The sequence below is a fragment of the Oribacterium sp. oral taxon 078 str. F0263 genome, assembly GCF_000469565.1.
Classification (GTDB): Bacteria; Bacillota; Clostridia; order Lachnospirales; family Lachnospiraceae; genus Oribacterium.
Window position 1 is genome coordinate 100,464 of the sequence record NZ_KI273122.1, and the last position, 25,302, is coordinate 125,765.

At 56.1% G+C, this 25,302-nt stretch carries 20 protein-coding genes and 1 pseudogene; 20 read left to right on the top strand and 1 reads right to left on the bottom strand.

Features of this window, described 5'->3' with window-relative positions:
* Window positions 1-101 precede the first annotated feature (101 nt).
* Window positions 102-1,487 carry a thioether cross-link-forming SCIFF peptide maturase gene (gene scfB, locus HMPREF1986_RS07770; protein WP_021774279.1) on the top strand — a complete coding sequence of 462 codons (1,386 nt, stop codon included), beginning with the start codon at window positions 102-104 and terminating at the stop codon, window positions 1,485-1,487.
* A gap of 110 nt (window positions 1,488-1,597) precedes the next feature.
* On the opposite strand, the gene HMPREF1986_RS12620 is transcribed toward scfB, so the two are convergent.
* Entirely contained in the window at window positions 1,598-2,011 is a 414-nt protein-coding gene (locus tag HMPREF1986_RS12620; protein ID WP_021774280.1) for a zinc ribbon domain-containing protein, read from the bottom strand.
* Between the two features lie 430 nt (window positions 2,012-2,441).
* Between HMPREF1986_RS12620 and HMPREF1986_RS07780 the strand changes: the two genes are divergently transcribed.
* From HMPREF1986_RS07780 to HMPREF1986_RS07875, 19 genes and pseudogenes are all read left to right on the top strand, one after another.
* The gene (locus HMPREF1986_RS07780; protein WP_036599920.1) at window positions 2,442-3,401 is read left to right on the top strand and encodes a phosphate ABC transporter substrate-binding protein; all 960 of its coding nucleotides are present in this window, start codon (window positions 2,442-2,444) and stop codon (window positions 3,399-3,401) included.
* A 90-nt stretch (window positions 3,402-3,491) separates the two neighbouring features.
* Complete coding sequence (gene pstC, locus HMPREF1986_RS07785; RefSeq protein ID WP_036599825.1) at window positions 3,492-4,379, top strand: phosphate ABC transporter permease subunit PstC; 888 nt, start codon at window positions 3,492-3,494, stop codon at window positions 4,377-4,379.
* On the top strand, window positions 4,376-5,311 hold the full coding sequence (locus HMPREF1986_RS07790; protein ID WP_021774283.1) for a PstA family ABC transporter permease: 936 nt from the start codon (window positions 4,376-4,378) through the stop codon (window positions 5,309-5,311). Before pstC ends, HMPREF1986_RS07790 begins: the two co-directional genes overlap by 4 nt.
* Window positions 5,312-5,337: 26 nt before the next feature.
* Complete coding sequence (locus HMPREF1986_RS07795) at window positions 5,338-6,123, top strand: phosphate ABC transporter ATP-binding protein (RefSeq protein WP_081688468.1); 786 nt, start codon at window positions 5,338-5,340, stop codon at window positions 6,121-6,123.
* Between the two features lie 43 nt (window positions 6,124-6,166).
* Window positions 6,167-6,634, top strand: coding sequence for an HAD family hydrolase (locus HMPREF1986_RS07800; RefSeq protein ID WP_021774285.1), 468 nt, complete (start codon window positions 6,167-6,169; stop codon window positions 6,632-6,634).
* A 228-nt stretch (window positions 6,635-6,862) separates the two neighbouring features.
* The gene (locus tag HMPREF1986_RS07805; RefSeq protein WP_051273912.1) at window positions 6,863-8,014 is read left to right on the top strand and encodes a sigma-70 family RNA polymerase sigma factor; all 1,152 of its coding nucleotides are present in this window, start codon (window positions 6,863-6,865) and stop codon (window positions 8,012-8,014) included.
* Window positions 8,015-8,153: 139 nt separating this feature from the next.
* Window positions 8,154-9,593, top strand: a complete 1,440-nt coding sequence (gene miaB, locus HMPREF1986_RS07810; RefSeq protein WP_021774288.1) for a tRNA (N6-isopentenyl adenosine(37)-C2)-methylthiotransferase MiaB — start codon at window positions 8,154-8,156, stop codon at window positions 9,591-9,593.
* 25 nt (window positions 9,594-9,618) lie between these two features.
* Window positions 9,619-12,321 carry a DNA mismatch repair protein MutS gene (gene mutS, locus HMPREF1986_RS07815; RefSeq protein ID WP_021774289.1) on the top strand — a complete coding sequence of 901 codons (2,703 nt, stop codon included), beginning with the start codon at window positions 9,619-9,621 and terminating at the stop codon, window positions 12,319-12,321.
* A 9-nt stretch (window positions 12,322-12,330) separates the two neighbouring features.
* A complete protein-coding gene (gene mutL / locus HMPREF1986_RS07820; protein ID WP_021774290.1) occupies window positions 12,331-14,370 on the top strand; it encodes a DNA mismatch repair endonuclease MutL in 2,040 nt (679 codons plus the stop codon).
* Between the two features lie 85 nt (window positions 14,371-14,455).
* On the top strand, window positions 14,456-15,421 hold the full coding sequence (gene miaA / locus HMPREF1986_RS07825; protein ID WP_021774291.1) for a tRNA (adenosine(37)-N6)-dimethylallyltransferase MiaA: 966 nt from the start codon (window positions 14,456-14,458) through the stop codon (window positions 15,419-15,421).
* Window positions 15,385-16,665 carry a methionine gamma-lyase family protein gene (locus HMPREF1986_RS07830; protein ID WP_036599935.1) on the top strand — a complete coding sequence of 427 codons (1,281 nt, stop codon included), beginning with the start codon at window positions 15,385-15,387 and terminating at the stop codon, window positions 16,663-16,665. Before miaA ends, HMPREF1986_RS07830 begins: the two co-directional genes overlap by 37 nt.
* Before the next feature lie 56 nt (window positions 16,666-16,721).
* Window positions 16,722-17,420 (top strand): RadC family protein, encoded by a 699-nt coding sequence (gene radC / locus HMPREF1986_RS07835; RefSeq protein ID WP_009214869.1) that lies wholly within the window; start codon window positions 16,722-16,724, stop codon window positions 17,418-17,420.
* Window positions 17,420-18,238 (top strand): annotated as a pseudogene (gene mreC, locus HMPREF1986_RS07840) (rod shape-determining protein MreC); the annotation flags it as partial. The gene radC and the pseudogene mreC, both read left to right, overlap by 1 nt.
* Window positions 18,239-18,471: 233 nt before the next feature.
* Window positions 18,472-19,014 carry a rod shape-determining protein MreD gene (mreD, locus tag HMPREF1986_RS07845; protein ID WP_009214867.1) on the top strand — a complete coding sequence of 181 codons (543 nt, stop codon included), beginning with the start codon at window positions 18,472-18,474 and terminating at the stop codon, window positions 19,012-19,014.
* A gap of 9 nt (window positions 19,015-19,023) precedes the next feature.
* Complete coding sequence (locus HMPREF1986_RS07850; RefSeq protein ID WP_021774294.1) at window positions 19,024-21,894, top strand: penicillin-binding transpeptidase domain-containing protein; 2,871 nt, start codon at window positions 19,024-19,026, stop codon at window positions 21,892-21,894.
* Between the two features lie 292 nt (window positions 21,895-22,186).
* The gene (locus HMPREF1986_RS07860) at window positions 22,187-23,320 is read left to right on the top strand and encodes an FtsW/RodA/SpoVE family cell cycle protein (RefSeq protein WP_021774295.1); all 1,134 of its coding nucleotides are present in this window, start codon (window positions 22,187-22,189) and stop codon (window positions 23,318-23,320) included.
* Window positions 23,321-23,335: 15 nt separating this feature from the next.
* Complete coding sequence (gene mgsA / locus HMPREF1986_RS07865; RefSeq protein WP_009214863.1) at window positions 23,336-23,725, top strand: methylglyoxal synthase; 390 nt, start codon at window positions 23,336-23,338, stop codon at window positions 23,723-23,725.
* 19 nt (window positions 23,726-23,744) lie between these two features.
* Window positions 23,745-24,749 carry a D-alanyl-D-alanine carboxypeptidase family protein gene (locus tag HMPREF1986_RS07870; protein WP_021774296.1) on the top strand — a complete coding sequence of 335 codons (1,005 nt, stop codon included), beginning with the start codon at window positions 23,745-23,747 and terminating at the stop codon, window positions 24,747-24,749.
* 133 nt (window positions 24,750-24,882) lie between these two features.
* Window positions 24,883-25,302, top strand: coding sequence for a hypothetical protein (locus HMPREF1986_RS07875; RefSeq protein WP_009214860.1), 420 nt, complete (start codon window positions 24,883-24,885; stop codon window positions 25,300-25,302).

The window sequence follows — 25,302 nt, forward strand, 5'->3', positions numbered from 1 at the left end:
TGCCGAAGTTTCGCGCTGCCATCCCATGCGGCTGCGGAGTCCGGCATTTCGGGTCTTTCTGCGGGGCGGCTTTCGCCCGAAGGAGACCGACAGGACAGAGCATGATTCATCAATATAAAATGAATGGCTATAATATCGTGATCGATGTCTTCAGCGGAAGTGTCCATCTCGTGGACTCTCTCGCCTACGACGCGATCCGTCTTCTGGATCTCGGGAAAAGCGAGGAGGAGGCCCGGGAGGAGCTTTTGAAGGAGAAGCCGGAATACAGTGAGGAGGAGCTTCGAGACTGCTTCTCCGATATCCGGGAGCTCATCTCCGAGAGGAAGCTTTTCTCCAGGGATATCTATGAAAATATCGCGGGGAGGCTGAAGCAAAGCTCCAATGTCATAAAGGCGCTCTGCCTTCTCGTCTCGCACCGCTGCAATCTGAACTGCTCCTATTGCTTCGCCTCTCAGGGAAGCTTTTGCGGGAAGCAGGGACTTATGAGCTTTGAGATCGGGAAGAGGGCGCTCGACTTTCTGATTGAGAATTCCGGGAGCCGGAGAAATCTGGAGGTGGACTTCTTCGGAGGAGAGCCGCTGGTAAACTTCGAGGTCTGCCGGAAGCTCGTCTCCTATGCCAGGTCCATCGAAAAGGAGCACGGGAAGAATTTCCGCTTTACTCTGACGACAAACGGAGTCTCCGTGACGGACGAGGTGATCGAGTGGGCGAACCGGGAGTGCTACAATGTGGTCCTGAGTCTGGACGGAAGGCGGGAGGTCAACGACCGCTTCCGCGTGGACAGCGGGGGAAGGGGGAGCTACGAGAGAATCGTGCCGAACTTCCGGAAATTCGTGAAGGCCAGAGGAGACAGGGGCTACTATATGCGGGGGACCTTTACGCATTATAATACGGATTTCACGGAGGACATCTTCCATATGGCGGACGCGCTCGGCTTTACGGAGCTTTCCATGGAGCCGGTTGTGACTTCTCCGGAGGATCCCTGTCATCTGACGGAGGAGGATCTCCCGAAGCTCTATGAGCAATACGAGCTTTTGGCAAAGGATATGATCCGCCGAAGGCGGGAGGGAAAGCCCATCACCTTCTATCACTACATGCTGGATCTTGACCGTGGCCCCTGTATCTACAAGCGGATCTCCGGCTGCGGAAGCGGCACGGAATATATGGCGGTCACGGCCTGGGGGGAGCTCTATCCCTGCCATCAGTTTGTCTCCGATCCGGAATACCGGCTGGGCGATATATGGAAAGGAGTCACGGAGGAAAAGATCCGGGATGAGTTTCGCTCCTGCAATATTTACGCCCGGCCCGACTGCAGAAAATGCTGGGCACAGCTCTACTGTGCCGGGGGCTGTGCCGCCAACGCGCTCCATGCCGTCGGCGATATCCACGGCTGCTATGAATACGGCTGCAGGCTCTTCCGAAAGCGGATCGAGTGCGCGCTTATGATGAAAGCGGCGGAAGCGCAGCAGCCCTGTCCTGTCTCCTGAGAGGGAATGACAGCGTAAATGAGCCCGGATTCCGTGGGAATCCGGGCTCATGATCTTACTCATCGTATTTGTCTTAGTCTTCCGTAATCCTGTGAGACGGCATATAGTTTTTAATAGTAATAATCAGGTATAATCGCTCTGAATACCAGTGCGCTGCAGGAGAAGACGAGGAGGAAGATCACCAGGAAAATCAGCATAAGGCAGAGGAGAGATCTCGAATAGTTTCTCAGATTGATGTTCGTCGTTCCTCCGAAGCTGAAGATCAGGACAAGGATGAGCCCGACAAGCGGAATTGAAAAGAGGAGGGCGTAGCCGACATAGCCCCACATAGTGATCGGTCTATACTCCGGCGGGATTGCCGGTTCTCCATAGTTTTGCAGCGGAGCATTCTGCTGCTGCGACTGGTAATATTGATTAAAGCTTGCCCCGGAAGCACTGTCTTGCTGCCTGGGAAGCTCCGTTCCGCAGTGATCGCAAAAGCGCTGACCGTCCGGGTTCTCATTTCCGCAATTCGGGCATTTCATAATGGGCTCCTTCCTTTTTCCTGCCAGTGGGACGGAATGCAGCTCTGAGAAGAGCTGCGCAGACTGTGCTGCCGGTAATTTTCAGCATAAATGTCCGCTCTTTTCCTCATTTTATCATAGATGAGGCGGGCTGAACAGATCCATTCCCCTTATGAGGACAGTCTTTTTCGACTTTTTCCGGCAGATGCGAGGGCGGGATTTTTTGCGGCTTTGCTATAAAAAAACGCTATATCTTTATGAATATCTATAAAAACATAGGACTTGACCGAAGCGAAGTCTATGTCTAGTATCCAAGGTGAATGCGCCAGTGGGAGCTCTGCGGCGCCTTTTTGCTTTGTCCTTTGGGACGGTCGAGGAAAATGGCGGCAAGGGGAAATACCGCAATAGTCTCCGTTTGTCGGAAGAAAAGAGGAAAAGAAAAGAGGAAAAAATGAAGAAAAAAATCAGCTTATTACTTGCCGTTCTCATGCTGCTTTTTTCCGTCGCAGCCTGCGGCTCCGCTCCTTCTTCTAAGGATCAAAGCGCGTCCGGAACAGCGGTGGAGAGCAAAGCCTCGTCGGATGCGTCCGGCTTTAAGGCACAGATTCTGTTCTGCGGCTCTACCTCGCTCTATCCGATCCTGTCTTCCCTGGCTTCGTCTTTTACGGAAAAATACGAGAGCTGGGATAAGGTGGACCCCTCCTTTCCGAAGGAGAATATCTCCATCTATGTTGCGCCGGGCGGCTCAGGGGTCGGCGTGCAGGCGGCTATCGATAAGACCGCGGATTTCGGGATGCTCGCCCGCGACATCAAGGACTCCGAGGTAGAGAAGCTCGGGGCGGACTATCAGAGCTGGGTTGTGGCAAGGGATGCGCTGACGGTCTCCGTCAATGCGAAGAATCCCGCTGCGGAGAAGCTGGATAATCTGGATACGGAGATGATACAAAAGATTTTCGACGGGGAGATCGGCACATGGAAGCAGGTAGACGACAGCCTCCCGGATGAGCCGATCAATGTATACATCCGCGATCTCTCGGGCGGCGCCTATGAGGTATTTCAGAAGGCGATCATGGGGGATAAGGAGATCACTCCCTCCGCGACGCAGTCCGCTTCCATGACGGAGCTTGCGACCAATGTTTCGAATGATCCCTGGGGGATAGGCTACGTTGGCTACGGCGCATTCAATAAGGCGAACAAGGAGACCGTTTCGCTCAAGGCCTTTAAGGTGGATGGGATCGAGGCGACAAAGGAGAATATTCTGAGCGGAAGCTACAAGATCCAAAGACCGGTCATGTTTGTGACGGGAGAGAAGCCCGCAAAGAATGAGGAGGCTTTCATAGACTATATCTTTTCGCAGACGGGCTATGATGTCATAGAGGCGAACGGATATATTCCGGCCTTTACGGTATAAGCGCCCGGAAGAGGGAAGCATCTCCCAAAGAAGCCGGCTGAATTCAGGCGGGTGCAGGAGACTGCTGTTCCGGATGGAGGGGAGGCGGAAATGAGAAAAATGGAAAACAGGCTTTTTATCGGCTGCCTCCTCCTTCTCCTCTTCCTGACCGTGTTTTTGCTTCTCTTTGTGATGTATTTTATCGGAAGAGAGGCTCTTCCGACCTTTCGTGAGCTTTCGCTTTTTTCATTTCTTTTCGGAGAGAGGTGGATGCCCGTTGATCTTGGGGGCGAAAAGGCGTTCGGAATCTTTAACTTTATCGCGGCGACGGCTGCGGTCTCCTTTCTTGCATTGATTTTCGCAGCGCTTCTCTCCATCGGCGCCGCGCTCTGTCTCTCCTGCTTTTTGAGGGAGGAGCTGAGAGGCTTCCTCTGCTCTGTGATCGATATTCTGGCCGGAATTCCCTCGGTCATCTATGGCTTTATCGGAATCGAGCTGGTGACACCTCTTTTTATCCGGGCCGGAGTACATACCGGAAGCTGCGTGCTCGCGGCCTCGCTGGTCCTCTCCGTCATGCTGCTTCCGTTTATGATCGCTTCGCTCAGCGAATCCTTCCGGAAGCTGAAGGAACGGTATTATCCGGGGGCGGAGGCCATGGGGATCAGCCTGAGCTATACCGTTCGCAGCCTGATTTTGCCGCGGGCCGCGGGCAGCATCCTCATCGCCCTGATCCTTGCACTCGGGAGAGCGATGGGGGAGACGATGGCGGTTATGATGCTCGTCGGGAATGCCAATCTCTTCCCGAGGATCCTGGGAAAGGCTGAGACCATCGCCTCGCTGATCGCTTTGGAGATGGGGAGCGCGGAGGCGGGAAGCACGCATTACCATGCGCTCTTTGCGGCGGGCTTTGTGCTTCTCCTCTTTCTGTTTTTGATCAATTTCACAATCGGGCTGATCCGGAGCAGGCTTCCGGATATCGAAGAGGAGAGATATCTTTGAGTCGGAAGAAAAGGGAGAGAGGGCATATCCGGGGGATAAGATCCTCCTTTACTGCGGAAGACGGAAAGCGGGGCCTTTCTCCTTTAAGGAGGGAATATTTTTTCGGCCTTTTGCTTCGCCTCTGGGCGGCGCTTTCTCTGGGCGCTTCGGTCTTTTCGGTCCTTTTTTTGATCCTTTATATTCTCGGCCGCGGAAGCTCCGTGATCTCCCCCGGCTTTTTGACCAGGGCTCCGGCGGGCCTGGTCCTCGGGGAGGAGGGCGGTATCGCCCCCGCCATTACGGGAAGCCTGCTTTTTTCAGGGACCGCGGTGCTTCTCGCCGGGATTCCCGCGATCGCAGCAGCGCTTTATCTGGTCTTTTTTTGCAGGAGCAGATGGATGCGGGCCTCGATTCGGCTGGTGATCCAATGCATATCCGGGATTCCGTCCATTGTGCTCGGACTTTTCGCCTACAGCTTTTTGGTCCGTTCCCTGGGACTTGGGAGATGCGTTCTGTCCGGCGGAGCGGCGCTTTCGATCATGATCCTCCCCTTTATTGAGATGCGGGCGGAGAAGGCGTTTTTGGAGCTTCCGCAGGAGCTGCTGGACGCCTCCATGGCCATGGGCTGTTCTCCGGCCTGGACGGTAAAGAAAATGGTGCTTCCCTATTGTCTTGGAGAGCTGATTTCCGCCCTGCTTCTCGGCGGATGCTTCGCGATGGGAGCGACCGCTCCGATTCTTTTTACCGGCGCTGTCGCATTCGCCGCCCATCCGAAAAGTTTCCTGGAGCCGGCGATGGCTCTCCCCCTGCACCTTTACCTCCTGATCGCACAGGGTGCGGGCTCTTTGAGGACGGCCTACGGGACGGCATTTGTCATGATCGCTGTTCTGCTTTTGTGCAGGCTCGCCGCCGCTTCTTACGCCCGATACCGGGAAAGGCGGTGGAGAGGATGAGGGAAGGCATCGGGGATGGAGGAAAGATGGGGGATCTTAAAAGAAAAGGGGAGGACAGCGGAGAGGAGAACACAGCCGCGATGGAGCTCAGGGAGCTGAGCCTTTCCTACGGCAGGAAAACCGTGCTTGACAGGATCTCCTTTTCGGCTCCGAAACATAAGATCACCGCGATACTGGGGGCGTCCGGCTGCGGGAAGACGACTCTCCTGAAATGCTTAAACGGCATGATACGGAATCTGAGGGAGGCCAGGCTGAGCGGGGAGATCCTCTTAAACGGGGAGTCCGTTTCGGCTCTTCGGACGGAGGAGCTTTGCAGAAGGGTCGGGCTGGTCTTCCAGACGCCGACGCCCTTTCCCATGTCCATCCGGAAAAATATGTGCTATGGTCTTCGCTACTACGGGAAGAGGGATCGCTCGGAGCTTAAGCGGATCACGGAGGAGAAGCTTAGGATGGCGGGGCTTTGGGAGGAGGTGAAGGGGGAGCTCGATCACAGCGCTCTGAAGCTTTCCGGAGGGCAGCAGCAGAGGCTTTGCATCGCGCGCGCTCTTACGGTGGAGCCGGAGGTTCTTCTTTTGGATGAGCCCTGCTCCTCGCTGGACATCGTCTCTATGGGGCAGATCGAGGAAATGCTGAAAAGGTGCCGGGAGAGGTACAGCATTATACTTGTGACACACAATATCTCCCAGGCGAAGCGCATTGCGGATGAGGTCGTATTTTTGCATCAGGGGCGGCTTTTAGAAAGAGGGGAGAGGGAGAGCTTTTTTGCGGGAGCAAAGAGGGAGGAGACGAGGGCCTTCCTTCAGGGCATATAGAGGCATACAGGATGGATAGGAATGGATAGGACAGGGGGCGAAAATGATAGAGATCGAGATTCCCGGAAGAGAGAAGCTGGTACTTAAGACCCTGCTTTTAGATTATAACGGAACCATCGCAGCGGACGGCATCCTGCTCCCCGCGCTCTCGGAGCGGATTAAGGAGCTTCGGAGGAGACTTTCCGTGAAGCTTTTGACGGCGGATACCTATGGAAGCGTGCGGAGCCAGTGCGAAGCGCTCGGGATCGAAATCTCGACCTTTCCGAGGGAGGGGGCGGCGGGCTGCAAGGCCGAGATCGCGAGCTCCTGCGGCGGGGGAGTCGTCAGTCTCGGAAATGGATTCAACGATATCCCGATGTTCGACGCCTCCCTTCTCTCCATCGCGGTGCTGGATCGCGAGGGACTCTGCGCCTCCCTCCTCTCCCACGCGGATGTGCTGGTGCTCTCCGCCGCAGACGGTCTGGATCTTCTCCTAAAGCCGGACCGCCTGAGGGCGACACTTCGAAGCTGAGGAGACTTTTTCAGGCTCCTATTTCGGTCTCCTGCCTTTTCACAGGGAAGAAAATACTGTTTTATCGAAGAAAACGAAAATTTGCTCTTACAATTTTACAAAATTGCTATTCATATTTTACGGAAAATGTTCTAAAATATGAATTTGTGTCGAGGATTGAAGCGCTTGAGAAACGGATAAGAGATGCAGAAGAAAAAGACGGATAAGGAAGCGGAAGAAAAGAGACAACTGGGGAAGACCGAGCTTCTTGAAATCGTGAGCGAGCTGATTCAGGAGGGAAAGGAAAATAAGGACTCCATCGATGAGACTGAGCTTGCCGATGCATTTCGAGGCTATGATATCCCGGAGGAGCAGTTTGAGCATATTCGAAAATATATCGAAGAGAGCGGCGTCGAAATCAACCCGGTGCTGAGCGACAGCATGCTCTCCCAGATCGAATCCGGGGAGGAAGACGGGGAAATGGAGGCGCTTTCCAGCGAGGAGGAATTTCCGGATGAGGAAGAGGAGCGCCTGGATCTGGAGTCTCTGAGCCTCTTAACCGGCATCGAGACGGATGATCCGGTGCGCTTTTATCTGAAGGAGATCGGCACGATTCCGCTCCTAAGCCCGGAGGAGGAGAAGGAGCTCGCCAGGCGGAGCAAGGAGGGGGATCCTCTCGCAAGGCAGAGGCTTGTGGAGGCGAATCTCCGACTGGTGGTGTCCATCGCGAAGCGCTATACCGGGAGAGGGATGAGCATACTGGACCTCATCCAGGAGGGAAATCTCGGACTGATGAAGGGTGTGGAGAAGTTTGAGCCGGACAAGGGCTTTAAGCTCTCCACCTATGCGACCTGGTGGATCCGCCAGGGCATCACAAGGGCACTCGCGGATCAGTCCCGAACGATCCGCGTCCCGGTTCATATGGTGGAGAGCATCAACAAGGTGACGAGGACGCAGAGGAGACTCACTCTGGAGCTCGGCTACGAGCCCTCCCTGAAGGAGCTCGCTGCGTCTCTTAATATGCCGGAAGAGAAGCTGAAGGAGATTTTGGATGTCTCGAAGCAGCCGACCTCTCTGGAGACTCCGGTCGGAGACGAGGAGGACTCCAATCTCTCCGATTTTGTCGCGGATGAAAAGATGATTTCTCCGGAGCAAAACGCCGCAAACGTCATGCTCCGGGAGGAGATCGACAAGCTTTTGGAGAATCTGAAGGACCGGGAGAGGGATGTCCTGATCCACCGCTTCGGGCTCCACGGGGAGGAGTCCCACACGCTGGAGGAGGTCGGGCAGATGTTCGGAGTCACGAGAGAGAGGGTCCGGCAGATCGAGGCGAAGGCACTGAAAAAGATCAGTCTCCCGAAGTATAAAAATGCCCTTGCGGGCTTTCTGGAGGACAGCTAGGGCGGGAGAAGCGCCCTATTTTGACACAGAGACAGCATTTTGCTATAATAAATCCTCATGCCGCGGGGGCCGCGGTGTGGGGATTTCCTGCGTCCGGACAAGGAATACGGCGGAGGAGAGAGCGGGATGAAAGGACAGGATGGAGAATAATCTGGATTACGGCGGCTCGGAATGGGTGCCGGAGGCTCCTTCCGGGGAGCCGGAGCGGCAGTACTATTTCATGGACAGAGTGAGAGAGCTCGTGGAGCGGAAGAAAAGGGAGGGCTACGGGGCGAGCTGTCTCGTCAATGTGATCGGCTGCCAGATGTCCGCGAAGGACGCGGAGAAGCTGAGAGGTATCCTGAAGGGCTGCGGCTACCGGGAGGCGGAGAGTGAGGATGACGCGGACGTCATCCTTTTTACGACCTGCACCGTCCGCGAGAACGCGAATCAGAAGCTCTACGGCAGGATCGGCCGTCTGAAGCATCAATGCGAGAGACGGAAAGGAATGATCCTCGGCATCACCGGCTGTATGATGCAGGAGAAGGACGAGGTCGAGACGATCCGGAAGCGCTATCCCTATGTAAAGCTCATCTTCGGAACGCATAATGTCTATAAGCTTGCGGAGCTTCTTTACCGGACGCTCCGAAGGGATGAGCGGACGGTGGAGATCATCGACGACACGAGTCTCATCGTGGAAAATCTCCCCTCTCTTCGGAAGACGGGCTTTCGGGCCTCCGTGAACATCAGCTATGGCTGCAATAATTTCTGCACCTATTGCATCGTCCCCTATGTCCGGGGGAGGGAGAAGTCCAGGAGCTCGGAGGAGATTCTGAGAGAGTGCCGAGATCTGGTCAGGGACGGAGTGAAGGAGATCATGCTCCTCGGACAGAATGTAAATTCCTATGGACTGGACAGAGAGGAGCTCCGTTTTCCGGAGCTCCTTCGGAGGGTATCGGAGATTCCGGGGCTTCGAAGGATTCGTTTTATGACGCCGAATCCAAAGGATTTTTCGGAGGAGCTCATCGATCTCATCGGGGAGAGGGAAAATATCTGCAGGCATATTCATCTTCCGCTGCAGTCCGGTTCCACGGAGGTCCTTCGGAGGATGAACCGGCATTATACGAAGGAATCCTATCTCGCCCTCGTCCGAAGGATCCGGAAGAAACTGCCGGATGTGAGCCTCACGACCGATATCATCGTGGGATTTCCGGGGGAGAGCGAGAGAGACTTTCAGGATACGATGGATGTCGTCCGGCGTGTGGGATTTGATTCCGCCTTTACCTTCGTCTATTCCAAAAGATCCGGGACGCCCGCCGCGAAATGGGAGGGGGTTTCGGAGGAGCTTGTGAAGGACCGCTTTCACCGCCTCCTCGATGCCGTGCGGGAGAGCTCTTCGGAGAATGAGGGGCGGGATATCGGAAAGGTCATGGAGGTCCTGGTGGAGGAAAGGGACAGGGAGAAGCCGGGCTTTCTCACGGGCCGCCTCTCCAACAATATCCTCGTCCATTTCCGGGGAGGAGAGCGGCTCATCGGGGAGCTTGTGTCCGTAGAGCTTTTGGAGAGCAGGGGCTTTTATTATATGGGAAGGCTGCTTTGAGGGCTGCGGGAAAGAGGGGAGATGCATGGCGGAGAAAAAGTTCTCACCGATGATGCAGCAGTATCTGGATAGTAAAAAGGAGTATCCGGACGCGCTTTTATTCTACCGGATCGGCGACTTCTATGAGATGTTCTTCGAGGATGCGAAGAAGGCCTCCGAGGCGCTGGACCTCGTTCTGACCGGGAAGGACTGCGGAGGCGGAGAGAGGGCGCCGATGTGCGGCATCCCCTACCACGCGGCAGACAGCTATATCGCAAGGCTTGTCTCCCGCGGCTACAAGGTCGCGATCGCGGAGCAGATGGAGGATCCGAAACTGGCGAAGGGCCTTGTAAAGAGGGAGGTGATCCGGGTCGTCACCCCGGGGACCCTCACAAGCGAAAGCGTGCTCGATGAGCGGAAGAACAATTTTCTGATGAGCATCTTCTACGACGGGGCGCGCTTCGGCGTTTCGACGGCAGACATCTCGACCGGGGAGTTTCTGTGCACGGACTGCGGAGAGCGGGGAGAGCTTCTGGATGAGATCTCCCGTTTCTCCCCCCGGGAGATTGTGTGCAATCACAGCTTCATGATCTCCGGGATGGAGATCGAGGAGCTCAGGGAGCGCTTCTCTCTCCTTGTGACGGAGCTTTCGGACAGTGTCTATCAGGAGGAAAATGCGGACCGCCTTCTGGAGAGGCATTTTCATGCGACACTGTCCGGGATCGGCCTCTCCGACAGGGAGCTGGAGAAGCTTTCCGCGGCGGGGGCTCTCTCCTATATCTATGAGACCCAGAAGGGCTCTGTCTCCCATATCGCAAATATACGCCGCTATCAGAGCTCACAGTTCATGATATTGGACAGCGCTTCGCAGCGGAATCTCGAGCTCACGGAGACGCTTCGGGAGAAAAAGAAGCGGGGCTCTCTGCTCTGGGTTCTCGACAGGACGAGGACCGCGATGGGGGCCCGTCTCCTCCGGCGCTTTCTGGAGCAGCCGCTCATAGACGGGGGGGAAATCCGAAGGAGACAGGACGCGGTGGAGGAGCTCTGCTCGCATTATATCGAGAGAGAGGAGCTTTCGGAGTATCTCAACACGATCTATGATCTCGAGAGACTTCTCGGGAGAATCAGCTATCAGTCCGCAAACCCGAGGGATCTCCTTGCCTTTAAGCAGTCTCTTCGCCTGCTGCCGGATATCCGGCAGCAGATCTCCGGCTTTCACTCCGAGCTGATTCGGGAGATCTATGAGGAGATGGATGAGCTTTCGGATCTTTATAAGCTCATAGACGAGGCTCTCGTGGAGGATCCGCCTCTCTCCGCAAGGGACGGCGGACTGATCCGGGAGGGCTATCATGAGGAGGCCGACCACTACCGGCTTGCCCGGAAAAAGGGGAAGGAGTGGCTTGCGGAGCTGGAGAGTTACGAGAGAGAGAAGACGGGGATTAAGAGCCTTCGGATCCGCTACAACAGAATCTTCGGCTATTGCATCGAGGTGAGCAACAGCTTTAAAAATCTGGTTCCGGATTACTTTATCCGAAAGCAGACCTTGACCGGGGCGGAGAGATACACCACGGATCGGCTGGAGGAGCTCCAGAATGAGATCCTCGGGGCGGAGGAGAAGCTGAATGCGCTGGAGTACGGGATCTTCTGCCAGCTTCGGGACAGGATCGCGGAAAATATTCCAAGGGTGCAGAAAAGCTCCCGGGAGATCGCGCTTTTGGACTGCATGCTCTCCCTCTCCAGGGTTGCGGCGGAGAGAGGCTATGTCCGGCCGAATATCAACAGCGAGGGGAGAATCCGGATCCGCGAGGGGAGGCATCCAGTGGTGGAGCGGCTTCTTCGCGAGGGGATGTTTGTCAGCAACGATACCCTTTTGGACAAGGGAGAGGAGCGGATTTCCATTATCACGGGGCCGAATATGGCGGGAAAGTCCACCTATATGCGGCAGGTTGCCCTCATTGTCCTCATGGCTTCCATCGGCTCCTTTGTCCCGGCGGAGGAGGCGGATATTGCGGTCTGCGACAGGATCTTCACGAGGGTCGGTGCTTCCGATGATCTCGCCTCCGGCCAGTCCACCTTCATGGTAGAGATGAATGAGGTCGCGAATATCCTGAGGAACGCGAGCGCGGATTCCCTTCTCATCCTGGATGAGATCGGGCGCGGGACCTCGACCTTTGACGGGCTTTCGATCGCCTGGGCCGTGGTCGAATACCTGAGCCAGGTGGTGAAGGCAAAGACACTCTTTGCGACGCATTATCATGAGCTTACGGAGCTGGAGGGGAGACTTCCCGGCGTGAACAATTACTGCGTCGCGGTCTCAAAGCACGACGAGGATATCATCTTTCTCCGAAAGATCATCCCGGGCGGCGCGGACCAAAGCTACGGCATCGATGTGGCAGGGCTTGCGGGTGTGCCTTCCCCGGTGATCGAGCGGGCAAAGGAGATCTCCCGGGAGCTCTCCGATGCGGACATACTCCGAAGGACACATGAGCTCCCGGAGCCCTCTCTCTCCTCCAAAGAAAAGGGCGGAGAGGGAGAGAAGGAGGAGAGAGAGAAGGAGAGAGAAAAGGAAAGCCCGGGAGAGGCAGAGCCTCGGACCTTCCCCGGAAAAGAGGAGAGAGGGGAGGAAGACGGGGCAGGGGCAAAAGAAGCGCTTCGCTGCCTCGCCTCCCTCGACTTAAACCGCATGACGCCGCTCGATGCGATCAATACGCTCTACGAGCTCAGGGAGAAGCTCTCCCCGGAGCGCTGAGCAGGATGGATGGAAAAATGGAGGGAAGAGGCTGTCCAACGCCGGATCGGAGGCAGACTCAGGGAGAAGCTTCCGGAGGACCCGGAGATGGGAGAGAAGGTGAAGATCAGGATTCTTAGCGAGGAGACGATCAATCAGATCGCAGCGGGGGAAGTGATCGAGCGCCCCTCCAGCATCGCGAAGGAGCTTCTGGAAAATGCGGTGGACGCAGGGGCGTCCGCGATCTCTGTGGAGATCAGGGACGGGGGAATTTCCCTTCTCCGGGTCACGGACAACGGCTCCGGGATCGCGAAGGGGGAGGTGCGGACCGCCTTTCTCCGGCATGCGACCAGCAAGATCCGGGATGCGTCGGACCTTGGCCGGATCCGGACGCTCGGCTTTCGGGGAGAGGCACTTGCCTCCATCGCCGCGGTCTCAAAGACAGAGCTTATCACGAAGACTCCGGACTCGCTTCTCGCCTCCCGCTACGAGATCGAGGGGGGTGTCGAGCGTTCGCTCTCAGAGATCGGGGCGATGGACGGAACAACGGTCCTGGTCCGGGAGCTTTTCTACAATGTGCCCGCGAGACGGAAGTTCCTGAAATCCCGGAAGACAGAGGGGGCGAGGGTGCAGGAGATCGTCGAAAGGGAGGCCATCGCCCACCCGGACATCGCGTTTCGCTATCTCCAGGACGGAAAGCAGCGCTTTGTGAGCTTCGGGAAGGGAGCCCCTTTAGATGCACTCTATGCGGTCTACGGGAGAGAACTGAGGGGGCAGCTGATTCCGCTCTCCGGCTCTTATCTTCCGTCGAAGGAGACGGGGAGACCCGCGCTCCGTATCAGCGGCTTCGTCGGGAAGCCGAGCACAAACCGCTCGAATCGAAGCTGTGAGCTTTTCTTCGTAAACTGCCGCCATGTCCGAAGCCCTCTCCTAACAAGGGCGCTGGAGGATGGCTGCCGCGCCTTCCTCATGCAGCATAAATTTCCCTTTGCGGTCGTGATGCTCGAGCTGGACCCCGCGATCGTGGATGTCAATGTGCACCCGCAGAAGCTGGAGGTCCGCTTCTCCGATGGGGAGGGGATCTATGCTGCGGTATTTGACGCGATCGAGAGGGCGCTCCATGAGACGGAGATGATCGCGGATGCTGAGCCCCCAAAGAGGGAGGAATCGGAGGAGAGGGAGACAAGCTTTGCGCCGGAGCCCTTTGAGAGAAGGAGGATGGAAATGACGCCCTCCTTTTCGCAGGGGGAGCGCGGGGAGGAGAGCTCCTCCGCGCCCTTTAAGGAGAGGGAAGGCTACCGAAGGGCAGAGGATTTCGTCCCGGGAAATATCCGGGAGAATCCCAGCTTTTCGGAGCAAAGAGAGAAAAGAGAAGAGGAGGAAGGCGAGGGGGAAAGAGAGAGGGAGGATGCGGAAGAGAGATCCCGCTCGGAGGCTCTGTCCGGGAAGCAGGAGAGCCTCTTTTCGGAGCGCTTCCTTTCAGAGAGAGCAAGGACAGAGCAGCGCATCATAGGGCAGCTCTTCGATACCTATTGGCTCATCGAATACGGGGATAAGCTCTTCCTCATTGATCAGCACGCTGCGCACGAGAAGGTGAATTTTGAGCGCCTGATGAAGCGCTTTCGGGAGAAGAAAGCGCTCTCACAGTATCTCTCCCCTCCGATCGTCCTGACGCTTTCCTCCCGGGAGGAGCTGATCCTTCAGAGATATCTGAGCTATTTCCGTGAGCTTGGCTATGAGATCAGCGAACTTGGGGGCAGGGATTATTCCGTCTCCGCGGTTCCGGCGGATCTTCCCCGGATCGGGAAAAAGGAGCTCCTTTTGGAGCTTTTGGACGAGCTTTGCGAGGAGAGCGGAAGACATACCGCGGAATCCATCTATGACAGAATCGCCTCCATGTCCTGTAAGGCGGCCGTGAAGGGGAATATGCGTTTAAGCTTCCGGGAGATGGACGCGCTTCTCTCCGAGCTTATGAGCCTGGAAAATCCCTACGCCTGTCCCCACGGAAGACCGACGATCGTCTCCATCAGCAAAACGGAGATCGAAAGAAAATTCAAGAGAATTCTATAGGGAAAAGTCGAAAGGAAATTCGAGAGAATCCCAGGGAGAGGTCCGAAAAGGCAGCGTCTGATCGGGGATTTCAGGAGGAAAATCTATGTCTTGGAAGGAGGCAAAGCGCCCTCTCATCATCATCTCCGGGCCGACCGCGGTGGGAAAGACCGCGGTCTCCGTGGAGCTTTCCCGGAGGCTTTCCGGGGAGTGCGTCTCCGCGGACTCCGTGCAGCTCTACCGGGGGCTCGACATCGGCTCCGCAAAGGCAGGGGAAGAGGAGCGGGGAGGAGTGCCGCATCATCTGATCGATGTACTCGATCCCTCAGAGCGCTGCGATGCCCCCCGCTTTCAGGAGATGGCGGAGGAAGCGATCGACGGGATTTATCACCGGGGACATCTCCCGATCCTTGTCGGCGGCGCCGGATTCTACATCCAGGCTCTGCTCTACGGGATCGACTTTCGGGAGGAAAGAGAATCGGAGAAGGAGAGGATCCGGGAGCGCCTCGAAAGAGAATCGGAGGGCGAGGAGGGGAGAGAGAGGCTCTACGAAAGACTCAGGGAGCTGGATCCGGAGTCCTGCCGGAAGATTCACCCCCATAATGTGAAGCGCCTGATCCGGGCGCTCGAATTTTTTGAGCTCCATCATTTCCCGATTTCCCGCCACAATGAAGAGGAGCAGGGGAGAAGGGCGCAGTACGATGCGCTCTATTTCGTCCTGACAAGGGAGAGGGAGAAGCTCTATGAGAGGATCGATGAGAGGGTCGATGAGATGATGAAACGGGGCCTTTTGGAGGAGGTGAAGGGGCTCCTCCTCTCGGGATGCAGGCGGAGCGATCCGGCCATGCAGGGGATCGGCTACCGCGAGCTCAGCTCCTTCCTCTCTGGGGAGAGGAGTCTGGAGGAGGCGGTCTCCGAGATCAAGAGGAATTCGAGGAAGTATGCGAAGCGGCAGATCACCTGGTTTCGGAGGGAGAAGGCGGCAGAGTGGATCGAGATCTCGAAATTTGGCGAAGAGAAGGGGAAGATTACGGAATGGATAATCAAACGATGTACCGAGCACTGGGGATAGGGAGAGAGGTCTATGAATTTTCGAGACCGGTTCTCGACTCGCTCTCCGAGAGATTTCTCGCGATCGACGAGATCGCGGAGTTCAATCAGCTGAAGGTGCTGAAGGCGATGCAGGACGCCGGTGTGGCCGAGGCGCACCTCATGGGGACGAACGGCTACGGCTACTCCGACATCGGGAGGGATGCTCTGGAGAGGACCTATGCCGGGATCTTCGGGACGGAGGATGCCCTTGTGAGATCCCAGATCATCTGCGGGACCCATGCCCTTGCGCTCTCACTTCAGGCGAATCTCCGGCCGGGGGATGAGATCCTCTCTCCCGTCGGAAAGCCCTATGATACCTTAGAGGAGGTGATCGGGATCCGGAAGTCCAGGGGCTCTTTATCGGAGTTTGGGATCAGCTACCGGGAGGTCCCGCTGAATCCGGACGGGAGCTTTCGCTACGAGGAGATTCGATCGGCGATCCACGAGCGGACCAGGCTCGCCGAGATCCAGCGCTCAAAGGGCTACTCCTCCAGGGAGAGCCTGAGCCCCGAGAAGATCGGGGAGCTGATCCGCTTCCTGAAATCCGTCAAGCCGGATCTCCTCTGTCTTGTGGATAATTGCTATGGGGAGTTTGTCTGCCGGGAGGAGCCGAGCGAGTACGGAGCGGACATGCTTGTCGGCTCCCTCATCAAAAATCCCGGCGGGGGACTTGCGCCGGTCGGCGGCTATATCGCGGGGACGAAGGACTGCATCGAAAACTGCGCGGTCCGGCTCAGCGCCCCGGGGCTCGGGAAGGAGGTTGGGCCGTCTCTTGGCTTAAACCGCGCCTTCTTTCAGGGCATCTTCCTCGCCCCGTCCATTACGGCCTCGGCGGAGAAGGCGGCGATCTTCGCGGCCTCCCTCTATGAAAGGCTGGGCTTTTCCTGCCATCCGAGGGCGGAGTCCAGGAGAAACGATATCATACAGGCGATCCGGCTCGGAAGCCCGGAGGCGGTTCTCGCCTTCTGCCAGGGGATTCAGGCCGCATCCCCGGTGGATTCCTTCGTGACGCCGGAGCCGTGGGAGATGCCGGGCTATGATGCGCCGGTCATCATGGCGGCGGGGGCCTTCATCCAGGGCTCCAGCATCGAGCTCTCCGCGGATGCCCCGATGAAGGAGCCCTACCATGTCTACTTCCAGGGCGGCCTCACCTGGCCCCACGCAAAGTTCGGCATTATCCTGTCCGTTCAGAAGCTCTGGGAGAAGGGACTTGTGAAGCTTTAGGCCCTATGCTAAAATAATAAGACTGTAGGCTCCCCTCCGTCCGGACGGGAGAGAAAATGAAAAATTTCAGGCTTATGAGAGAGCAGAGTCCGGAAGAGCTCCCCAGGGAAAAGTGCATCCGAGAGGGCGCATCGTCTCTCACGGACGCAGAGCTTCTGGCTGTTTTGCTCCGAACCGGGACGAAAGAGAAGTCCGTGCTCGAGCTTTCGGAGGAGCTCCTCTCGAGGGAGGAGAACTTCGACGGACTGGTTGCGCTGACACATCTCGATCCGGCGGAGCTCAGAAAGCTGCGCGGCATCGGGGTCTCTAAGGCCGCGGAGCTCTCCGCAGTGGGGGAGATCGCGCGCCGCATCTGGAACCGGAAGATGCGGGTCAGAAGGCTCTCCTTTCACCGGGGGAGGGATGTCTACGACTACTTCAAGGAGGATCTCCGCTATCTGGACCACGAGGTCATCCACATCCTTTACCTGGATAATCAGCTGCAGCTCATCCGAGATGTGCAGCTTTCGCGGGGGACCTGCAGCAGCAGCGCGATTTCTCCCCGGGATATCTTCCGGGAGGCGCTTCGAAACGGCGGAGTCTCCATCATCATGGTCCACAATCACCCAAGCGGCGTCCCGGAACCCTCCGAGGAGGATCGGAGCTTTACCGCGGAGCTCTTCCGCCTGGGACAGTGCCTCGGCATCCCCCTGATCGATCACATCATCATGGGAGACAATGCATATTACAGCTTTAAGGAGCAGGGCGGGATTTAGTGGAAAACCGAAAGAGTAAATATGTCTTTATCGTTTTGAGCGTATTCTGTGTCATGATGATCGTCCTCTCCTCCGTAAAGGACGGCCTCATGAATCCGATCCGGAACACGATCGGCTATGTCCTGGTTCCTCTGCAGGAGGGGGTGAACCGCGTCGGCTTCGGGATTTACGATCAGCTTCGGGAGCGAAAGAGCCTTAAGGAGCAGGAGGAACAGAACAAGTCCCTTCAGGAGAAGATCGATGTATTGACGGAGGAGAACAATGTTCTGAAGCAAAACTCCGAGGAGCTGAAGAAGCTCCGAGAGCTCTATTCTCTGGATCAGAACTACCTCCAGTATCACAAGGTGGCGGCGCGGGTCATCGCGAAGGACTCGGAGAACTGGTTTCAGGTCTTCCGGATCGATAAGGGCTCCCGGGACGGCATCCGCGTGGATCAGAATGTCATGGCCAACGGGGGGCTCGTCGGAATCGTGACGGATGTGGGCTTAAATTATGCCACCGTCCGCTCCATCATCGACGATGAATCCCGCGTCTCCTGTATGGGAATCCAGACCAGCGACAACTGCATCGTGGCCGGAGACCTGAAGCTCTATGAGGAGGGGAGGCTTCGGATCACCAATATGAAGAAAGACGCGGTCATCCAGGATGGGGACCGCATCGTCACCTCGAACATCTCCTCGAAGTTCATGCCCGGGATTCTGGTGGGCTATGCGATCGGGATCGAGGAGGATGAGAAGCGCCTGATGAAAAACGGCTATCTCATCCCTGCGGCGGATTTCAACGATCTGAGTGCGGTCCTCGTGATCACCGATGTGAAGTCCGACCAGTTTCAGACAAAGGACAGCTCGGGAGCGGAGCCGGCGGCACTGTCCGAGACGAATCCGGAGAGCAGCGCGGGAAGCTCCGCGGCAGAGGGAGAAAATGTCCCTGTCGTAGAGGCGGGGAGTCTGCCGGAGAGCAGCAGCTCGGAGGGCGGCGAGACTCCGCCCGGGGAGAGCGCGGAGAGCTCTGCCCCGCAATAAGGCATAAGGGAGCGCCCGTTCGAAAGGAGATGGGAGAGACGATTCGATTGAAGGGAAAATTTTCCAAAAAACTGAAGAACAGGAGAGTGCGTCTTCTGATCCATGCACTCTCTTTGATTTTTGCCTTTTTGATCCAGACCAGCGTCTTTCCTCTGATCCCCTTTCTCGCGGAAAGCCCCAACCTTCTCCTGGTGCTTACCTTTTCCTTCGGCTTTTTGCACGGGAATCTGCCGGGAATGCTCTATGGGCTCTTCGCGGGGCTTTTGATGGATATGTTCTACTCGGGGCCCTTCGGCTTCTACAGTTTTATCTTTCTTCTGATCGGATATTTCAACGGCTTCTTCAATCGCTTTTACTACGAAGAATATCTGACGCTTCCGATCTTCCTCTGCGTCTTCAGCGAGCTGATCTATCACATCTACATCTATACCTTTCGCTTTTTGGTCCGGGCTAGGCTGGACCTTCCCTACTACTTTGCACACATTATTTTTCCATCGACCGTATTTTCCCTGATCGTGACGGTCTTTCTGTACCGTTTCTTCTTCTCGGCAAACCGAAGGATGGCAGATTAAGGAGAGAGAATGCTTAAAGAAATATGGGGACTCCTGAAGGAAGCGGCGGGGAGAATCCTGGTCTCCCGGCTTTTTGCGCTGGCACTTGTGTTTGCCGCGCTGTTTTACATCCTCACCATACAGCTTTTCCAGCTTCAGATCATTCACGGGGAGGAATACCTCGCGAAGTATCAGGATAAGACGCTCAGGACCGTGACCACGGTCGGAACCCGCGGGAATATCTATGACAAGGATGGAAAGCTCCTCGCCTACAATGAAATCCAGTACAATATCACGATCGAGGACAACGGAAGCTACGGAAGAGGCTCGGAGGGGATCAATCGGAGAAATCTCATGCTCTACCGCCTGGCGGAGATCATCGAGAAGTATAAGTACTCTGTGAAGAGCCAGTACAAGCTGAAGCTCGCTTCGGACGGCGTCCTGGAATTTGGTACCTCGGGCGACTCCGACAAGAGGCAGCTGATCGCGAATATCACGAGGAAGAAGGCCGAGAATCTGACGGAGGCAGATCTCAATATGACGGCGGAGCAGCTTTTTCAAAAGTCGAAGCAGCTCTACCAGTTCGATAAGCTCCGGGATGAAAAGGGGAAGGGGATTGAGCTCTCGAAGCAGACGGCTCTTGATATGATCGGAATCATCTATACGATGCGGCTCACCGCCTATCAGCGCTATATGAAGACGACGATCGCGGAAAACGTTTCCCGGGAATGCATGGCCGAGATCCTGGAGTCGAAGGGCTCGCTTCTCGGAGTGGATATCGAGAATGTCGCGGTCCGGAAGTATAATTACGCCCCCTACCTCTCCCATATCGTCGGCTACACCGGACAGCTCCAGGAGAGTCAGCTCGCGGAGCTTCGGAAGCAGGACCCGGACTATGCGGCAAACGACATCGTCGGGGTATGGGGGCTCGAGAAGAGCGAGGAGAATGTTCTGAAGGGGAAGAAGGGAAAGCGGGAGATGTATCTCAATTCCGTCGGCTCCATCCTTCAGATCGTATCGGAGACCGATGCCAAGTCCGGAAATGATATCTATACGACGATCTCCGCAAATGATCAGATCTCGATCTACCACCTCTTAGAGCAGGAGCTCGCCGGTATCCTGAGCTCGAAGATCTCGGAGAGCGATAATGTCGATACGAGAAATGTGAAGCAGTCGCAGATCATGATCCCGCTCCGGGATGCGTATTTTCAGCTGATCAACAACAATGTCCTGCACAGGGAGCATTTCACGGCGGATGATGCGGGGATGGCGGAGCAGCAGATCATCAGGCGCTTCCGGGAGAATAAGGAGCAGGTTCTTTCCGCCATCGAGGCACAGCTTGCGGACGGGAGGGCCGGTACGCTCTCGGAGCTCCCCCAGGATATGCAGGCCTATATCGTCTACATCTATGACTATCTCTGCAGCTCGGACTCCGGCATCATTGACCCGGAGAACCCGCATTACCGGCAGTCTCAGAGCTACAGCGCATGGAAGGAGGACCGGATCTCCCTCCATAACTTCATCCTGAACGGGATCGAGGAATCCTGGATCGATACCTCAAAGCTCGAGCTCTCGGCGGAGTATTCCGACACGGAGAGCATCTTCTCTCTTTTTACGAAAAAGATTGCGGAGCATCTCAGGGAGGACCCGGACTTTGACAAGCTCCTCTATAAATACGCCATCGCGAACCGGAGGATCCCCGGAAATCTCCTTTTGATGGCGATGTTCGAGCAGGGAGTGCTCGCGGAGGACGACGCGGCCTATCAGCAGCTTGCGGCGGGAGATCCGCACTTTGCCTACAGCTTTTTGATCGACAAGATCAAAAGGCTGCAGATCACTCCGGCGCAGCTGGCTCTGGACCCCTGCTACGGATCCGTCGTCGTGACGGATGTGAGGACGGGGAAGGTCCGGGCGCTTGTCACCTATCCCGGCTTTGACAATAACCGGATCTCCGATCCGGAATACCTGAAGAAGTGCAACGAGGACCTCTCCCTGCCTCTTCTCAACTGCTCGACGCAGACACAGCTCGCGCCCGGCTCCTCCTTTAAGCCGATCACATCGGTCGCGTCCCTGGAGGAGAAGGTCATAGATCTCTCCACGGTGATCGACTGTACCGGAAAGTATGATCTCGTGACACCGAATATCCGCTGCTGGATCTATCCCTCGCACCACGGAAATGAGACGCTCGTGGACGGCATCAAGAATTCCTGCAACTTCTTCTTCGCGGATCTCGGGCACAGGCTTGCGACGGACAGCTCGGGGAACTACGACTCCGACCTCGGCATGAGCCGGATCCAAAAGTATGCGAGCCTCTTCGGCCTGGACCGAAAGACAGGGCTTGAGCTCGATGAGGCGGAGCCCAGGATTTCCGACTACGACCCGGAGCGTTCCGCGATGGGACAGGGAAACCATGCCTTCAATAATGCGCAGCTGTCCCGCTATATCACGGCGGTCGCAAACGGGGGCCTTCTCTTCCGGCTCTCCATCATCGACAGAGTCCAGTCCCCCTCCGGGGATTCGGTCCAGAAGGTGGAGCCGGAGCTTTTGGACCGGCTCAGCATCAGCCAGAATACCTGGAGCGCAGTGCACAGGGGACTGAGGGAGGTCATCACGGACGGCGTCGCGAAAAATGTATTTATGGGGCAGAACATCACGGTAGCCGGAAAGACCGGTACCGCGCAGGAGAGAGAAGACCGCGGAAACCACGCCGTATTCGTCTCCTATGCGCCCTATGAGGACCCGCAGATCAGCGTCACGGTCACGATCCCCTACGGCTACTCCTCGGGAAACGCGGCAAACCTCGCAAACATGGTCTACGACTACTGCTTCGGAAAAACCACGATGGACCAGATCCTTGCACAGGACGCCTCCTCCATCTCCTCCGTAAACGTCAGCGATTAAGCCCTGCCGCGCGCCGAGGGGAAGAAGCACATTTATGTGCGGATTCCCCGTGGCATGCGGCAGGCAAACGGGGATGAGGAAAGAAGCGGAGCGAGGAAAGGAGCGAAGCGATTTCCGAATCCCCGGTGCGGATTGCGGGAGCGACTGCAGTGCGGAGCAATCCGCAGCTTCATCGCGAGAGAGTCTGAGAGTAAGAGAGCGCCGAGGGGAAGAAGCACATTTATGTGCAGATTCCCATCGGCATGCGGATAGTACATCCCTGTGCGGCAGCCAGACAAGGAGCAGAATACGAATGAAATTTGACTATGATTTCAGAAATTATGATTTCCGGCTGATCCTTTACATGATCATTTTGAATGTCACCGGCGTCTTCGTGGTCCGCTCTGCAATCAATGCGGACAGCTTCCAGGATCCGCAGGTGGCCCGGCAGATCATGGGAGCCTTCGCGGGGCTTGCGATGTGCATCGGGCTCTCCCTCGTGGATTACCGAAAGATCACGCAGCGCTCGAAATTCATCTATATCTTCTGCGTCCTGCTTTTGATCGGTGTGAAGATTTACGGCACCGCTGCGGGACACGGCGCGACGAGGTGGGTGAGGGTGCCGGTGCTTGGTCAGGTTCAGCCGGCGGAATTTGTCAAGGTAGGACTCATCCTCTTTTTCGCGGATTATTTTCAGAAGATGAAGGATGAGATCAACTTTCCGCACGTCCTGGCCCTTGCCTTTCTCTACTTTCTCATCCCGGCGTCACTGGTGCTTTTACAGCCGAATCTCTCCACGACGATCATCATGACGGTCATCGTGGCCTGCATGGTTTTTGCCTCTCCGATCCATATCCGCTGGATCGCGGGGGTACTCATCGTTTCGTTTTTATTCGGCCTCCTTCTCTACTATCTTTTCCGCTCGGGACTCTACGACAAAATCCCCCTCCTCCGCGGCTATCAGGCGGAGCGCATTCTGACCTTCATGAATCCTTCGGAGAACCAGCAGGGATATAACCAGCAGCAGAACTCGATCATGGCCATCGGCTCCGGACTTTTGAAGGGGAAGGGACTTTTCAATCATTCCATCTTTTCTGTGAAAAATGGCGATTTTTTATCAGAACAAGACAATGATTTTATCTTTGCCGTGATCGGAGAGGAGCTCGGCTTCCGAGGTTCCGTAATAATTATCATATTCTTCTTGTTGATTGTGCTGGAATGTCTTATAATAGCATCAAAGGCTAAAAATCTGAGCGGGCGCCTGATCTGCGTGGGCGTCATGGCATGGATCGGTTTTCAGACATATACTAACATCGCGGTTGCAACCGGTCTCTTTCCCAATACCGGCATTACCCTGCCGTTTTTTTCCAGGGGAGTAAGCTCCCTTCTCTCAGTTTACCTGGGGCTTGGGATAGTCTTGAATGTCGCCTTACAACGAAAAACATGATAGGAGGGGTGAAAGATGAACGTAGGACTGATAGCACACGATTCCAAGAAAAAACTCATGCAGAACTTCTGCATCGCATATCGAGGGATTTTGAGTAAGCACGAGCTCTATGCTACGGGAACGACGGGGATTTTGGTGGAGGAGGTCACGAACCTGAAGCTCCACAAGTTTCTCCCGGGGGAGACGGGGGGAGCGAGGCAGCTGGCCTCCCAGATCGAGCAGGGGAATCTCGACATGGTGATCTTTCTCCGGGATCCGCTCCACGTAAAGGAGCATGAGCCGGAGGTAAGCCATATCGTGCGGCTTTGCGACATCTACAATATCCCGATCGCGACGAATCTCGCGACGGCGGAGCTTCTGATCCACGCTCTCGAGAGAGGGGATCTGGAGTGGAGGAATATCTGATCGATAGGACTGAATCAGGATGAAATCAATTTTATACGGCGGCAAGTGGAGGAGGCTTTCAGTTTTTCTGCCTCTGATTTTTGTGGTTTTTTTGGGATCTGCCTGCGGGAGGAAGCTGGAAAAGGCCTACAGCTTTGAGCAGGCGGAGCAGAGGATGAACGCCCAGAGCGGCTCCGGAGAGGGGGTCCGGGCGAAGCCCTTCGCGAATTCTCTCGCGGTCATGGGGAATACGGACTTTAACGCGGAGGAGCTCAGCTCCCCGGCATTTTTGCTGGCGGATTATTCGACGAAGGAGAAGCCGGAGCCTCTGGCCTACCGAAATCCCTACGCGAGGACCTACCAGGCGAGTATCACCAAGGTCATGACGGCCCTGGTCTGTCTGGAGACCGTGCAGGATTTAAATCAGGAGTTCACGGTGACGCAGCGCTCAATGATCCGGGACGAGGGCTCTTCCTCCGCACTTTTAAAGGTCGGGGACCGGCTGCGGATCGAGGATCTTCTCTACGGGATGCTTCTGCCCTCCGGGAATGACGCGGCGGTAGCGGTCGCAGAGGCGAGCGCCGGCTCGGTGGAGGCCTTTGTGAAAAAGATGAATGAGACGGCCCTCCGCCTCGGTCTCACGGGGACCCATTTTGTGAATCCGAACGGCCTTCCGAGCGATGAGCATTATACGACAGCTTACGACATTTATCTCCTTCTCGCCGAGGCGATGAAGTACGAGGAGTTTCGGAAGATTGTGGGGAGCACGAGCTATACCGTGAACTACAGGGATAAAAACAATGTCCCGAAGACCCAGATCTGGAAGGGCTCCAACCAGTTCATGACCGGGGAGAGGGAGACGCCGGAGGATCTCAAGGTCCTGGGGGGAAAGACGGGGACCACGAAGAAGGCGGGCTACTGTCTCACGATGGACACGGAGAGGATCAGCACGAAGAAGGAGTATATCTCCGTCGTGATGAAGGATGACTCCAAGGATGAGCTCTACAGTGATATGACGAAGCTCCTGAAAAGAATCCCGGCCTAGAGGAGGAGCTTGGGGGCGGTGCGGAAAATTGCTTGAAATCGCTTCTTCCGTATTATATGATTTATGAGAGGGAATTTCGGAAGGCTTGATTCCGAGATCCATACAAGGATGGCCATCAGGAGGAGGTAGTATCATGGTACAGTTAATTGTAGGACAAAGAGGCAAGGGCAAGACGAAGCAGCTGTTGGACCGCGCCAATACGGTGGTGAAGGAGGCCGGCGGAAATGTGGACTTTCTGGACAAATCCGCCCAGCACATGTATGAGCTGAACAACAGAATCCGTCTTATCAATGTCAATGAATTCCCTGTGGACTCCGAGGACGCTTTCATCGGATTCATCAGCGGCATTATCTCCCAGGACCATGATCTTGAGTATATGTTCCTCGACAGCTTCCTGAAGCTCTCCGGACTGGAGGGGAGGGACATCTCCGGCTGTATCGCGAAGCTTGAGGCGCTCGGCGAGAAGTACAAGCTCACCTTTGTTATCAGTATTTCCATGGGCATCGATGAGCTCCCTGAGAGCCTGAAGAAGAATGTTGCGGTTTCTCTCTGA

What these genes read in the sequence shown, in the direction of transcription:
- miaA (WP_021774291.1), top strand. Translation starts at nt 14,456, where the DNA reads ATGTCTTGGAAGGAGGCAAAGCGCCCTCTCATCATCATCTCCGGGCCG.
- HMPREF1986_RS07875 (WP_009214860.1), top strand. Translation starts at nt 24,883, where the DNA reads ATGGTACAGTTAATTGTAGGACAAAGAGGCAAGGGCAAGACGAAGCAG.
- mutS (WP_021774289.1), top strand. Translation starts at nt 9,619, where the DNA reads ATGGCGGAGAAAAAGTTCTCACCGATGATGCAGCAGTATCTGGATAGT.
- HMPREF1986_RS07850 (WP_021774294.1), top strand. Translation starts at nt 19,024, where the DNA reads ATGCTTAAAGAAATATGGGGACTCCTGAAGGAAGCGGCGGGGAGAATC.
- HMPREF1986_RS07800 (WP_021774285.1), top strand. Translation starts at nt 6,167, where the DNA reads ATGATAGAGATCGAGATTCCCGGAAGAGAGAAGCTGGTACTTAAGACC.
- radC (WP_009214869.1), top strand. Translation starts at nt 16,722, where the DNA reads ATGAAAAATTTCAGGCTTATGAGAGAGCAGAGTCCGGAAGAGCTCCCC.
- HMPREF1986_RS07780 (WP_036599920.1), top strand. Translation starts at nt 2,442, where the DNA reads ATGAAGAAAAAAATCAGCTTATTACTTGCCGTTCTCATGCTGCTTTTT.
- pstC (WP_036599825.1), top strand. Translation starts at nt 3,492, where the DNA reads ATGAGAAAAATGGAAAACAGGCTTTTTATCGGCTGCCTCCTCCTTCTC.
- mreD (WP_009214867.1), top strand. Translation starts at nt 18,472, where the DNA reads ATGGGAGAGACGATTCGATTGAAGGGAAAATTTTCCAAAAAACTGAAG.
- HMPREF1986_RS07795 (WP_081688468.1), top strand. Translation starts at nt 5,338, where the DNA reads ATGGGGGATCTTAAAAGAAAAGGGGAGGACAGCGGAGAGGAGAACACA.
- HMPREF1986_RS12620 (WP_021774280.1), bottom strand. Translation starts at nt 2,011, where the DNA reads ATGAAATGCCCGAATTGCGGAAATGAGAACCCGGACGGTCAGCGCTTT.
- HMPREF1986_RS07860 (WP_021774295.1), top strand. Translation starts at nt 22,187, where the DNA reads ATGAAATTTGACTATGATTTCAGAAATTATGATTTCCGGCTGATCCTT.
- HMPREF1986_RS07830 (WP_036599935.1), top strand. Translation starts at nt 15,385, where the DNA reads ATGGATAATCAAACGATGTACCGAGCACTGGGGATAGGGAGAGAGGTC.
- mgsA (WP_009214863.1), top strand. Translation starts at nt 23,336, where the DNA reads ATGAACGTAGGACTGATAGCACACGATTCCAAGAAAAAACTCATGCAG.
- miaB (WP_021774288.1), top strand. Translation starts at nt 8,154, where the DNA reads ATGGAGAATAATCTGGATTACGGCGGCTCGGAATGGGTGCCGGAGGCT.
- HMPREF1986_RS07870 (WP_021774296.1), top strand. Translation starts at nt 23,745, where the DNA reads ATGAAATCAATTTTATACGGCGGCAAGTGGAGGAGGCTTTCAGTTTTT.
- mutL (WP_021774290.1), top strand. Translation starts at nt 12,331, where the DNA reads ATGGAAAAATGGAGGGAAGAGGCTGTCCAACGCCGGATCGGAGGCAGA.
- scfB (WP_021774279.1), top strand. Translation starts at nt 102, where the DNA reads ATGATTCATCAATATAAAATGAATGGCTATAATATCGTGATCGATGTC.